Genomic DNA, 12,801 nt, shown 5'->3' on the forward strand with positions numbered 1-12,801 from the left:
GTGAGGCATCCTACAATGGCTACCGCCCCATGGGAGCGGTCCACCGTCAAGGTTCTTTTTTATAAACTAACAGAGTTTCAACTGGCTATGGCAAAAACTGCAAAAACGACCTCGCAAGTGCAAGCGCCTTCTCAGGCCAAAGCCAAGCCGAGAGCGCGCATCCAAGTGCGTCGCTCAGGCGTGCATGGTAAGGGAGTTTATGCCTTGCAGGCCTTTGAACCCGGGGATTTTGTCATTGAATACAAGGGTGAGCACATCAGTTGGGAAGAGATGGAGCGCCGCCACGAAGCCAAAGAAGGCGATCCGTTTCACACCTTCTTTTTTCAGACCGAGAGCGGCAATGTCATTGATGGTGGTGGCGTAGGCCGCAACGCCGCGCGCTGGATCAACCACTCGTGTGAGGCCAATTGCGAGACCCAGGAAGACGATGACGGTCACGTATTCATTACCGCCATCGCACCGATTGCGCCAGGCGAAGAGTTCTTCTACGACTACGCGCTGGAAATTGGCGAGCCGCTGACCGCCGAGCTGAAAAACGACTATGCGTGCCGTTGTGGCAGTGCCAACTGCCGTGGCACGATGCTCAAGACCCGCCGCAAGGCGGCTAAAAAGGGCGCCAGCAAGGCCGCCGCTGCACCTGCTGCTGAGCCAGCCGGGGCGCCATCGAGCAAAGCGCCCAGCGCGAGCCAAGCACCGGTGAAAGCCAAACGCCAGTCTGCCCGCAAAGAACGGCCGGTTGAGGCTGCGCCGCAGCTTGCGACCAAAGCACCAAAAGCACCAAAAGCACCAAAAGCACCAAAAGCAGCCAAAGCTCCGCCAGCTGCAAAACCAGTTGCTAAACCAGTTGCCAAAGAGGCGCAAGCCAAAGCGCCGGTGAAGACCAAGCCGGCCAAAACGGCCAAGACTCCGCAGGCGGCTCAAAAAGCGAAAGCGGCCAAACCTGCAGCGAAAAAAGTGCCAAGCCGTGCTGCTGCGCAGTGAATGATTGAGAAAAGGACGCCAGCCTTATGCCCGCATTGACCGCGACTACGCCGCAAAGCCCTTGGGATTTGCCTGCCTTGTCCCACTGCGCCCAAGCCGCATGGCCTGGCATTGCGCTGCAATGGCTGGCCAGCATCGACTCCACCAACAGCGAGTTGATGCGCCGTGCAGCGAACGGCCAGCAGCAGCCCTGTGTGCTGCTGGCGCAAGAGCAAACTGCTGGCAAAGGGCGTTTGGGTAAACCGTGGCACATGCAGTCGGGCCAGGCCTTGGCGCTGAGTATCGGCCTGCCATTGGCGCCACGCGACTGGTCTGGCCTGTCCCTGGTGGTGGGGCTGGCCGTCGTCTCTGCGCTCTCCCAGTGGGCGCGCCAGGCCGGTGCTGCGCCCGAGCACATGGCTGCGCAGCGCCTTGGCTTGAAGTGGCCCAACGATGTGTGGTTGATGGGCGCCGATGGACAGGGCCAGAAAATGGCCGGGATTTTGATTGAGACAGTAAGCCATGCGGCGGCTGTGATGGCGGCGCCCCAATCAGCGGCTTCGGCTGCGCGCTATGTGGTGATTGGCATGGGTTTGAACCTCAAGCCGCAAGACCTACAAGATACCTCAGTGCCGCCAGCCAATGTGCAGGACTGGGCCGGTGTGGCCGTGAACCCCCAGGACCTGCTTGCGCACCTGATTGCCGCTGTGCTGCCGGCGGTGCAGCAGTTTGAGCGTGAGGGCTTTGCCGCCTACCAAAGCGCGTTTTCTGCCTGGGACTTGCTGGCCGGACGCGCGGTGCGCCTGAGCGATGGCCGTGTTGGCGATTGCCTGGGCGTGGACGCGCAAGGCGAATTGCTGCTGGCGCTGGACGGCGAAGTCGTGCAAATCACCAGCGGTGAGGTCAGTGTGCGCCCGCTGCCGGGTGCTGGTGGCGATCACACAGTCAAAGGAGTCTGAGCCATGTTGCGCATGCTGGTGGTGGTATTGTTGTTGGCCAATGGCCTGTATTTTGCGTGGGCGCAAGGCCATCTGGACACCTGGACCCAGGCTTTGGGCCTGGGCAGTCCGCAGAGCGTCCAGCCGGTTGCGCAGGACCAAAGCGCCCAGTACGCGCCGCTGCAGCCAGATGTGATTGAATGGGTTGATGCTGCGGCGCCAATGGTGGGCGCAGAGCCGCCTGCGCAGGCACCAGCACCAGTACCAGCACCTGTGGTGGTGGCTGCGCCGCCGCCTGCTGCTGCCCTGCCACAGCCAGAAGAAGCAGAAGACCTGCCCGATGCGCCAGCGGCAGCCGAACCTGAGCCAGAAGCGCAAGCCGTGGTCGCTGCGCCCACCCCGGTTGAGCCAGAGGCGCCTGCAGTGGCCGCCTTGCCCCCGGCACCTAAGCAATGCATGGCCATTGGCGTGTTTTCATCTGAGCAAATGGAGCCGATTCGCGCGGCCTTGCAAGGCATTGCCCGCAACCAGTGGCGTATCAAGGACAGCCCGGTCAGTGGCCGTTGGATGGTGTTTTGGGGGGGGGCTACGGATGAGCTGGTCTTGAGCGCACGCCGTGGTGAATTGCAAAGCAAAGGCGTGCCACATGAGCGGCTGCGCTCCAGCCCGGTCGGCATTGGTTTCTCGCTGGGCCGTTTCTCGTCCGAGGCGGCGGCCCATCAGCATAAGAAAGACGTGGAGCGCAAAGGCATTCGCGCCGCCACGGTCGAGGTTGAACGCGCACCGAGCACGGCCTACACCATCGAGTTTCCCGATTACGGTGCGGTCAAAGAGGTGGTGCGACGCGATTTAGGCCGCTATATCGGCGCGCGTACTTGGCAGGCCTGCTGATTGGCCCGATTGGCCCAGTCAGCGCAAAGATCGTAAACACGTTCTAAGACTGCCAACACGCTCTAAGCGTGCTCCAGCCGCACGCTGTCCATGTGCTTTTTGAGGAGGCTCCAACGCGGCTGCGTGGAGACGCTGGACAGGTGCTTAAGCCTGGTAGCCTTGCCAAACGCCCGCTGCACCGGCTGGGCTTACGCTTCTGCGCTGCTCGCCTGCCACTGCACGGCTAATGGCGCCAATGTGGTCAGGCGTCGTGCCGCAGCAGCCGCCCACGATATTGACCAGGCCCTCGGCGGCAAACTCATGCACCAGGCGGCTGGTGACTTCCGGGGTTTCGTCAAAGCCGGTATCGCTCATGGGATTGGGCAGGCCGGCGTTTGGGTAGCAGCTGATGAAGGTGTCTTTGGCCACATTCGACAGCTCCTGGATATACGGGCGCATCAAGGCCGCGCCCAATGCGCAATTGAGGCCTACCGCCAAAGGTTTGACATGGCGCACGCTGTGCCAGAATGCGGTCACGGTTTGGCCCGACAAAATGCGGCCTGAGGCATCGGTGACGGTGCCGCTGATGATGATGGGCAGGCGCTCGCCGGTTTGCTCAAACGCCTCTTCAACCGCAAACAGGGCTGCTTTGGCATTGAGTGTGTCAAAAATCGTCTCGACCAGAATCACATCGGCGCCACCGGCAATCAAATCCAGCGTTTGCTCCAAGTACGCCTGTCTGAGCGTTTCAAAATCCACATTGCGTGCGCCAGGATCGTTCACATCGGGGCTGATGCTGGCGGTTTTGGGGGTAGGGCCCAAAGCTCCGGCGACAAAACGCGGCTTGTCTGGCGTGCTGAACTTGTCGCAGGCCGCGCGTGCCAACTGGGCCGAGCGCAGATTCATCTCGCGCGCCAGCTCGGCCATGCCATAGTCTTCCTGCGCGACCGTGGTGGCACCAAAGGTATTGGTCTCAATCAGGTCGGCGCCAGCGGCCAGATAGCCTTCGTGGATGCTGCTGATGACATCAGGGCGGGTCAGTGACAGCAATTCGTTATTGCCTTTGACATCGCGGGCAAAGTCCTTAAAGCGCGCGCCGGCCGCGTCCGGACCGTTGTAGCCTTCACCACGGTACTGGGCTTCGCCCAGCTTGAAGCGTTGAATCATCGTGCCCATTGCGCCATCGAGAATGGCAATGCGCTGTTGCAAGATCGTAGGCAGCGCCTGGGCGCGGGTATAGCGTGGTGAAGACATAGGCCGCTATTGTAGAGTTGCCGCTGAGCTTGTGCGCACAGATGGGTTTCTGAACAGGCTCTGACAGCGCTGATGGACCGCAGCAATACCTGTCGCTTGCGGCGCTGCTGGAGTCGGTGCTGCTGGCGCGCAAGCAGCGTATACTCGCGCCCCGTTGCTGGCTGAGCGGACAGGCTTGCCGGGCTCAGCCGATGCCTGGTACTTGTCAATTTAATGTTCAAAAAGTCAAGTCCGCGCCAGTTGTGGTTTTGACGACATAAACGGGCTGCAAATCCTTATCAGCACTGGTTTTTATTTTTTCCACAAAGTGAAAAAGTCACTAGATTTAGTGTTTTTTTATTTTTTGAACACTACTGGTAGTGTTTGCTTGGCCGCCCGTGGTACGATCGCCCCTGTTGTGTTTTGTGAGGGACGCTTTGCAAAACGCCACTCAGCAAGCGGCTGCGCAGAGCGCCTGAGCTGCTCTACCCGTGTTGTTTTTATTGAATCCAAGGAGTTTTTTCTAATGCAAGTCACGGTTTACAGCACCCCTTCATGTGTTCAATGCACCGCCACCTACCGCGCGCTCGATCGCCAAGGTATCGCCTATGAAGTGGTTGACTTGAGCCAAGATCCGGCGGCAATGGAAAAAGTCAAAGCACTGGGCTATGCGCAAGCCCCAGTGGTGATGGTTGGTGATGACCACTGGAGTGGTTTTCGCCCTGACAAGATTGGCAGCTTGATCGCTGCTGCTTAAAAGCCTGCAGTTTCTGCAAATTAGCCGCTTTTCTTGTTGGTTGCAGCTTTTTGGCTGCAAAAAAGGAAGAAGCTATGTTGGTGTACTTTTCCAGTGTGTCTGAGAATACCCATCGGTTCGTGCAGAAGCTGCAAGTGCCGGCCCAGCGCATCCCCATCAAAAGCGATGAAGCTGCAGTTTGGACGGTGGATGCGCCCTATATTTTGGTGGTGCCCTCGTATGGTGGGGGCAATGTCAAAGGGGCTGTGCCCAAGCCGGTGATCCAGTTCCTGAACCAGGAGCACAATCGCCGCCTGATTCGCGGTGTGATTGCTGCCGGCAATACCAATTTCGGCACTGCTTACTGCATGGCTGGCGCGATCATTGCACACAAGTGCCAAGTGCCGCTGATGTACAAATTCGAATTATTAGGCACCCCTGAGGATGTGGACAAAGTGCGCGCCGGTGTGCGTGCGTTTTTCAATACGCCCCAGGCCGAGGATGCCTGTACCGCATGAAGCGGCGGCAAGGTGAAAAGCCTTGTTTTGTAAAAACTGAACTGGTTTTTAAGATCTTTTAAGAACTCTTATTTTGATTGGACGCGATATGTCATCTGCCACCGTACACGCCATTCGTCCGAATGATGAGTCTGCTGCCAAAGTGGTAGGTCAATCGCCTGCCAGCAAAGAACAGACCGATTTGGACTACCACGCTCTGAACGCCATGCTCAACCTGTTTGGGCCCAATGGCGAGATCCAGCTTGACAAAGACCGCTTGGCTGCGCGCCAGTATTTCTTGCAGCATGTGAACCAAAACACCGTGTTTTTCCATAATTTGAAGGAAAAACTCGACTACTTGGTCGAAAAAGGCTACTACGAAGGCCAAGTGCTGGAGCAGTACAGCTTTGCCTTCATCCAGAAACTGTGGGATGCCGCTTGGGCCCATAAATTCCGTTTCCCCACGTTCCTGGGCGCGTTCAAGTACTACACCAGCTACACGCTCAAAACTTTTGATGGCAAGCGTTACCTGGAGCGCTATGAAGACCGTGTGTGCATGGTGGCCTTGGCGCTGGCGCAAGGCAATGAGCAAATGGCGCTGGAGTTGATGAATGAAATCATCACCGGCCGCTTCCAACCTGCCACGCCGACTTTCCTGAACTGCGGTAAAAAACAACGCGGTGAGCTGGTTTCGTGCTTTTTGCTGCGTATTGAAGACAATATGGAGTCCATTGGCCGCAGTATCAACTCGGCGCTGCAACTCTCCAAACGCGGTGGCGGCGTCGCGTTCTGCCTGACCAATATCCGTGAAGCGGGCGCACCGATCAAGCACATCGAGAACCAGTCTTCGGGCGTGATCCCGATCATGAAACTGCTCGAAGATGCGTTTTCCTACGCGAACCAGCTGGGTGCACGCCAGGGGGCAGGTGCGGTGTACATGAGTGCGCACCACCCAGACATTCTGAAGTTTCTGGACACCAAGCGTGAAAACGCCGACGAGAAAATCCGCATCAAGACCTTGTCGCTGGGCGTGGTGATTCCGGATATCACCTTCGAGTTGGCCAAGAACAACGAGGACATGTACCTGTTCTCGCCGTATGACGTGCAGCGCGTTTATGGCCTGCCGATGTCGGATATTTCGGTCAGCGAAAAATACCGCGAAATGGTGGACAACCCCCAAATTCGCAAAAAGAAAATCAACGCGCGCGAGTTCTTCCAGACCCTGGCAGAAATCCAGTTTGAGTCGGGCTACCCCTACATCATGTTCGAGGATACGGTCAACCGTGCCAATCCGATCAAGGGCCGCATCAATATGAGCAATCTGTGCTCAGAAATTTTGCAGGTCAATACCCCATCGGTGTATAACGAAGACTTGGGCTACGAGACCATTGGAAAGGACATTTCCTGCAATCTGGGCTCGCTCAATATCGCCAAAACCATGGATTCGCCCGATTTTGCCAAGACGGTCGAAGTGGCCATTCGCGCGCTGTCCTCGGTGTCGGACCAGAGCCATATCAGCTCCGTGCCTTCGATTGAAAAGGGCAATGACGATTCGCACGCGATTGGCCTGGGTCAAATGAACCTGCACGGCTACCTGGCACGTGAGAAGATTTACTACGGCAGTGAAGAAGGCATCGACTTCACCGACCTGTACTTCTACACCATCACCTACCACGCAATCAAGGCCTCGAACCGCATTGCGATGGAGACTGGCACGACCTTCAAAGGCTTTGCCGATTCCAAATACGCCAGCGGCGAGTATTTCGACAAGTACATCTTCCAGAAATACGAGCCCAAAACGCAGAAAGTGCGTGAGCTGTTTCTGAAATCCGGCATTGCGATTCCAACGCAGGACGACTGGAAAGCGCTCAAAGCCTCGGTGCAAGAGCACGGCATTTACAACCAGAACCTGCAGGCCATCCCGCCAACAGGCTCGATCTCCTATATCAACAACTCCACCTCGAGTATCCACCCGATCGTGGCCAAGATCGAGATCCGCAAAGAAGGCAAGGTCGGCCGCGTTTACTACCCAGCGCCCTATCTGGCACAAGACAATCTGGATTACTACCAGGATGCCTATGAGATTGGCCCTGAGAAAATCATCGACACCTATGCGGCGGCCACCAAGCACGTCGATCAGGGCCTGTCTTTGACACTGTTCTTCCGTGACACAGCCACCACCCGTGACGTGAACAAAGCGCAAATCTACGCATGGCGCAAAGGCATCAAAACCATTTACTACATCCGCCTGCGCCAAATGGCGCTGGAGGGCACCGAGGTGGAAGGCTGCGTGTCCTGCTCCCTGTAAAGTCTGGGGCAATAGTTGGCTAGCTCATGGCAAGGCCCATTCATCTATTAGAGTACTGATACCGACGGATTTCAAACGGATTCTTTGCGCATCAAGGCGTGCGGTGCATGCACCGCGCAGCTGGCACAGGGAATTCATGCTTTGCTGAACACGGGGGGCGGTCTCCCGATCTGATCATTTCACTTGATTTCAAAAGGGCTGATTCCATGCGCAATCTCACTGTTAATCGTCGTCAAGTACTGTTGGCTGCCACCCTGGCTTCGGTCGCTGCCGCTCAGCCAGCCAGGCTGTGGGCCGCTGCCCCTAAGGCAGGCCAGCAAGCGCTGGCCTACTACGTCACGCCGGTGGGCGACTACCAGGTGACGGCGTTGCTCGACCGCACGATGGCGATGCCAAGCGACCAATTGCTGGCCGGAGCCTCGCCAGAGCAAATCCGCGCTTGGCTGGCTGCGCGTGCGCGCAGCGTGCCTACGCCGACCTCATTGAATTCGTTCTTGATCAATACCGGCTCTGAGCTGCTGTTGGTTGACAGCGGCGGTGGCGAGTTGATGGGCGCTGGCGGTGCGTCGCTGCAGCCCACCTTGCAGCGCGCAGGCTACCAGAATGCGCAGATCGACAAGGTCTTGCTGACGCATTTGCATGTCGACCACATAGGCGGCATCAGCCAGGATGGCAAAGCGCGGTTTGAGAATGCCGAGCTGTGGGTGCCGCAAGTCGAGCTCGATTACTGGTTGAGTGATGCAGAACGCGACAAAGTGCCTGAGGCGCAGCGCGATGCGTTTGAACGTGCCCGCACAGCGATTGCTCCTTACCAAGAAGCCAAGCGTTTGCGCGCTTTCCAATGGGGAGACGAAGTCGCGCCTGGCGTGCGTGCAGTTGACCTGAGCGGCCACACACCCGGTCACACCGGCTTTGATGTGCAGCGCAATGGTGAGCGGCTGCTGATCTGGGGCGATGTGGTCCATGTGCAGGACGTGCAGTTTGACCACCCCGACATCACGATTGCCTTTGACATTGACCAGGCGGCTGCCAAATCGCGCCGTTTGGCCACCTTCAAAGACGCTGCAAGTGGCGGTTACCGCGTCGCTGGCATGCACATGGCATTCCCTGGCATTGGCCATGTACGCGCCAAAGGCCAGGACGCTTATGAGTGGCTGCCGGAGTCGTTCTCTGCACAAATCAATTAAGCATGTGCGTTTTTTCACAATAGAGTTGTATGCCTCAAGTCCATCTCGAATATTCGGCCAATCTGCCTATCGATGCCGCCAAAGTGCTCAAGGCCGTGAACGCGGCCTTGTTTGCCACTGGCCAATTCAAGTTGCCGCAAGACATCAAAAGCCGCGCACAGGCGTTTGACGCCTTTGTGGTTGGCGACGACTTGCCTCACCAGGCCTTTGTGCATCTGCGCGTAGCCGTGATTGATGGCCGCAGTGTCGAGGTGCGCAAAGCCATTGCGGATGCCGCTTTGGCAGCGCTGCAAGTGGCCCACGACTGGCAGGCCTTGCCACTGCAAGTGCAACTGGGCGCTGAAGTGCATGAAATCACGTTGGCAACCTACGCGCGCGCCATCACCACGCCCCAAGTGGCAGTCTAAATCAATCATTATTCAAGGAGGGTGTGATGCCTGAAGTGCGCAACAACACGGCCGCTGGCCGCTATGAGATTTACTTGGACGATGGCACAGAAGCCGGCTTTGCCGACTACCGCGTGCGTGGCAAAGAGGTCGAGCTGCCGCACACGGTCGTCAAGCCCGAATTCAATGGCCAAGGTCTGGCCGGGCAATTGGTGCAGCGGGCTTTGGAGGATATTCAGGCCAACGGCCAATGTGTGGTCCCTTCTTGCTCTTATGTGGCCGCCTATATTCAGCGCAAACCTCAGTGGCAAAGCCTGCTTTGCAAGCTGGACTGAGTTGCCACTGGTGTATTTTTGATGGGGTGCGTTGCTGGTATGAATCTATAGCGGTGTTGGCAGCGGCCCTGGTCTTTTTTCTTCTGTGATTTTGAGAGATTGCCATGTCCATCCCTTCGCTGACTGAACCGTCTTTGCTGCCCAATCTGGTGCAGGCCATCAACTGGAACCGCATTCAGGACGACAAAGACCTGGAAGTGTGGAACCGCCTGACCTCCAACTTCTGGTTGCCAGAAAAAGTGCCACTATCCAACGACATTCCGTCGTGGGCCACGCTGACACCGCAAGAGCAGCAACTGACCATTCGCGTCTTTACCGGCCTGACCTTGCTGGACACTGTGCAAAACACCGTTGGCGCGCTGAGCCTGATTCCCGATGCAGTCTCGCCCCACGAAGAGGCGGTCTACACCAACATCTCTTTCATGGAGGCGGTGCACGCCAAGAGCTACAGCTCGATTTTCTCGACGCTGTGCCAGATGAAAGACGTGGACGACGCCTTCCGCTGGAGCCTGGAGAACGAGTACCTGCAGAAAAAAGCGAAAATTGTCATCGGCCACTACCGTGGTGATGACCCGTTGATGCGCAAGGTCGCCAGCGTATTTCTGGAGTCCTTCCTGTTTTACTCGGGCTTTTACCTGCCAATGTACTGGTCCAGCCGCGCCAAGCTCACCAACACCGCCGACTTGATCCGGCTGATCATCCGCGACGAAGCGGTGCACGGCTACTACATTGGCTACAAATTCCAGCAAGGCTACCAACTGGCCACGCAGGCGCGCCGTGACGAAGTGAAAAACTACGCCTACGAGCTGATGCACGATTTGTACGACAACGAAGTCAAGTACACCGAAGACCTGTACGACGGCGTCGGCTGGACCGAGGACGTGAAGAAATTCCTGCACTACAACGCCAACAAGGCGCTGATGAACCTGGGCTTTGAGGCCTTGTTCCCCAGCAGCATGACCGATGTGAACCCGGCCATCATGGCCTCGCTGAACCCCGGCTCGGACGAGAACCACGACTTCTTCTCGGGTTCAGGCTCCAGCTACGTGATGGGCAAGGCCGAATCGACGGCTGACGAAGACTGGGAATTCTGATCGCCGCAGAACGTGTTTACGCACCAGTGAGCGTTGCTAGCGTATTGAGTAGACGGTAGGCGCATGCCTTGCCGATGCCTTTGCGCCCGGCCAACTCACTCACGCCCGGGGCGGGGGCTCTGCGATCAGAAACAGCAAGGCGATGGTTTCATCGACGCCATAGTTCGGCTTGGCTGCTGACCCACCAGATTCAGAGCGTTGCCCTAGCTAGTTGATTGTGTCGACCGATGCAGTCGTAGTTCGCATAGGCCGAACATCACAATAAAAGCCTGGATAGCGAGGCAATGCTTGGCCGCATGGCCTCGATGACTTGGCTCAGAAGTTATGGAGAATTCCCGCCCCAAACCCGTTGATGCGAACATTGTCGCGGCTCGAATCTACGCTATCGCGGTCATAGTAGGCCTGCAGTTGCGTGCGTTTGGTCAAAGTATAAACATAGCTCAACTGGTAGCGGCGGCGCTCGCTACTCAGGCTGTTTTGCACCTCGCGCTCGGCGGTATTGGCAGTAATCGCATGCGGGCCGATGCTGTAGCGCGCGCCGACAATCCAGTAGTTCACATGGCGGCGCGTGCTGGTTGTTGCACGGTAGCTGTCACGGCCATAAAACACATAAGGCTGGAAGTCGCCCAGCGCCAGCAAACGCAGTCCGGCCTGCCATTTGGCATCGAACTCATTGTTTTCTAAGCCGCCCTTGCGCTTGTCCTTGCCGTAACCAAGCGCTGCACGCACCAGCTTGTTGTTGTATTGCACGCCCATATCGAAGGACGAGGCATCATCCTGCGAGGTCGTTGCGGTGTTCTCTCCGCGTTGGTAATAGCGGGCGCGAAAACTCCAGCCCGCCCAGTCAGGCGACATATAGCCCAGCGCATTCGAGACGCGGTTGCGGGCATTGGCAATCGTAGTGCCTATCGCGGTCAGGCCCGCATCATTGGGCGCGTAGCTGACAATCGCGCCGAGTTGCGAGTACAGGGGCGAGCCACCGACCGCGGCAGAGTCAAGCCGGCCAGCGACCAGGCTGCCCAGGCTAGCGTGTCTCAGGCCTACATAGGAGTTGCGTAACTGGGAGGTTTGTGCGCCGGTCGTGGCATTGAGGCCATATTCCATGCCCCAGACCGCCGTCAGGCCATTGCCAAGCGATTCTGTGCCTTTAAAGCCCAGGCGGGAGGCGTTGTCGGCCATTTCCGTTGTAGACGATTGCTGGCCCACTTTGACGTGGTTGATGGCCAGCCGTATCGAGCCATACAGCTGGGTCGATTGGGCCGCTGCTGGGGTGCCGCACACACCCGCTGCCAAAGCGGCGCTGGTGGGGAGAAGCCATATTGCTTTTTTCATAATCCAATTCAAGGGAGAGGAAAGTCAATCCAGTTTGGCTAAAGTGTGGCGTGCCGCTTGCACGTGGTTCTCAAGCTTCACTTCATCGCCTGACCAGCAGGAGTGTGCAACTCTTGCGCCATGACTGAAATTGACGGGGTGCTGAATCAATGTGCATGAGCCTGTTCACCATCTCGACGCAGCCGCGTTGAAGCCCCAAATGGTTGCAATGCGCGGCAAACCACCGCAGTCAGGCTTTCTGTTTTGTAGGAATTTTTAACAAAACAGTGTGCCTTTGGGGCTACAAACCTCAACACCAAAAGGAACTGCAAGGCACAAAAAAGCGCATGACTGCGTTGCCTGTTGCCGCTCATACTCATGTCTGAACGGCAACAGGCGCCTTGCACCGGCTCTTTTTGGGCCTTGCTCGCCTGCGTCGAGACTTTGAACAGGCTCTAAGAAAGGCCAAATGCTCACGCCGAGGTGGCCAAGTGTACGCAAGCTCAAGCTCGAAGTGGCCAAGGCCTGCGGCTTAAGGCCTGTTCAAAATTTTTGATCTGGTGGTCTGAGGCTAAGCGGATGAGCTGATGCAAGCCAAAGACCCAAGCGGCCTCAGCCCAAGCAATTGGAACCCATCCGAGCACTGCTGGCGAATGCTGGAAAGAGTACTCGTCCACGCAAAGTAGGCCTTGATGGTATTTTGTGCGGAGCTGTCTTTGCTGCGCACAGGACGCTATTGGCGCGCGCTGCCTGGCGACTTCCCAAAGTGGCGCACGGTACATGCGAGGGATAGGGCGCAGCGCCTCAAGTGCGTTCTTGATCATGGGCGCACAGAGCGTCAAGAACACGGATACGACTGGTTTGAGGGGCTGTGACGCGGGTCAACAATCGTGGGCATGACGCGTGCACATTGCGGTCGATACATAGGGGCTGGCCCACGCGGTGG

The 12,801-nt window shown here is 57.4% G+C and carries 12 protein-coding genes and 1 pseudogene; 11 read left to right on the forward strand and 2 right to left on the reverse strand.

Features of this window, described 5'->3' with window-relative positions; genetic code table 11:
• Positions 1 to 87: 87 nt before the first annotated feature.
• From E8K88_RS09035 to E8K88_RS09045, 3 genes are read left to right on the forward strand one after another with little or no spacing between them, the layout of a single operon-like run.
• A complete protein-coding gene (locus E8K88_RS09035) occupies positions 88 to 981 on the forward strand; it encodes an SET domain-containing protein (protein WP_136406343.1) in 894 nt (297 codons plus the stop codon).
• 26 nt (positions 982 to 1,007) lie between these two features.
• A complete protein-coding gene (locus tag E8K88_RS09040) occupies positions 1,008 to 1,919 on the forward strand; it encodes a biotin--[acetyl-CoA-carboxylase] ligase (RefSeq protein WP_136406344.1) in 912 nt (303 codons plus the stop codon).
• A 3-nt stretch (positions 1,920 to 1,922) separates the two neighbouring features.
• Entirely contained in the window at positions 1,923 to 2,789 is an 867-nt protein-coding gene (locus E8K88_RS09045) for a hypothetical protein (protein ID WP_136406345.1), read from the forward strand.
• Positions 2,790 to 2,933: 144 nt separating this feature from the next.
• On the opposite strand, the gene E8K88_RS09050 is transcribed toward E8K88_RS09045, so the two are convergent.
• Positions 2,934 to 4,022 carry a homocysteine S-methyltransferase family protein gene (locus E8K88_RS09050; protein WP_136406346.1) on the reverse strand — a complete coding sequence of 363 codons (1,089 nt, stop codon included), beginning with the start codon at positions 4,020 to 4,022 and terminating at the stop codon, positions 2,934 to 2,936.
• A 505-nt stretch (positions 4,023 to 4,527) separates the two neighbouring features.
• On the opposite strand from E8K88_RS09050, the gene nrdH reads away from it, so the two are divergent.
• From nrdH to nrdF, 7 genes are all read left to right on the forward strand, one after another.
• Positions 4,528 to 4,758, forward strand: a complete 231-nt coding sequence (nrdH, locus tag E8K88_RS09055) for a glutaredoxin-like protein NrdH (protein ID WP_136406347.1) — start codon at positions 4,528 to 4,530, stop codon at positions 4,756 to 4,758.
• Positions 4,759 to 4,832: 74 nt separating this feature from the next.
• Positions 4,833 to 5,255 carry a class Ib ribonucleoside-diphosphate reductase assembly flavoprotein NrdI gene (gene nrdI, locus E8K88_RS09060; RefSeq protein ID WP_136406348.1) on the forward strand — a complete coding sequence of 141 codons (423 nt, stop codon included), beginning with the start codon at positions 4,833 to 4,835 and terminating at the stop codon, positions 5,253 to 5,255.
• A gap of 88 nt (positions 5,256 to 5,343) precedes the next feature.
• A complete protein-coding gene (gene nrdE, locus E8K88_RS09065) occupies positions 5,344 to 7,542 on the forward strand; it encodes a class 1b ribonucleoside-diphosphate reductase subunit alpha (protein ID WP_136406349.1) in 2,199 nt (732 codons plus the stop codon).
• A gap of 206 nt (positions 7,543 to 7,748) precedes the next feature.
• Entirely contained in the window at positions 7,749 to 8,729 is a 981-nt protein-coding gene (locus E8K88_RS09070) for an MBL fold metallo-hydrolase (protein WP_168797290.1), read from the forward strand.
• Positions 8,730 to 8,758: 29 nt separating this feature from the next.
• A complete protein-coding gene (locus E8K88_RS09075) occupies positions 8,759 to 9,136 on the forward strand; it encodes a 5-carboxymethyl-2-hydroxymuconate Delta-isomerase (RefSeq protein WP_136406351.1) in 378 nt (125 codons plus the stop codon).
• Positions 9,137 to 9,162: 26 nt separating this feature from the next.
• Complete coding sequence (locus E8K88_RS09080; protein WP_136406352.1) at positions 9,163 to 9,450, forward strand: GNAT family N-acetyltransferase; 288 nt, start codon at positions 9,163 to 9,165, stop codon at positions 9,448 to 9,450.
• Between the two features lie 104 nt (positions 9,451 to 9,554).
• A complete protein-coding gene (gene nrdF / locus E8K88_RS09085; RefSeq protein WP_136406353.1) occupies positions 9,555 to 10,544 on the forward strand; it encodes a class 1b ribonucleoside-diphosphate reductase subunit beta in 990 nt (329 codons plus the stop codon).
• A gap of 315 nt (positions 10,545 to 10,859) precedes the next feature.
• Here the strand turns inward: nrdF and E8K88_RS09090 are convergent, their stop codons facing one another.
• A complete protein-coding gene (locus E8K88_RS09090) occupies positions 10,860 to 11,876 on the reverse strand; it encodes a porin (protein ID WP_136406354.1) in 1,017 nt (338 codons plus the stop codon).
• 604 nt (positions 11,877 to 12,480) lie between these two features.
• On the opposite strand from E8K88_RS09090, the pseudogene E8K88_RS18590 reads away from it, so the two are divergent.
• Positions 12,481 to 12,637, forward strand: a pseudogene (locus E8K88_RS18590) (transposase); the annotation flags it as partial.
• Positions 12,638 to 12,801 lie beyond the last annotated feature (164 nt).

It is taken from the genome of Lampropedia aestuarii (genome assembly GCF_004803635.1).
GTDB classification, from domain to species: domain Bacteria; phylum Pseudomonadota; class Gammaproteobacteria; order Burkholderiales; family Burkholderiaceae_C; genus Lampropedia; species Lampropedia aestuarii.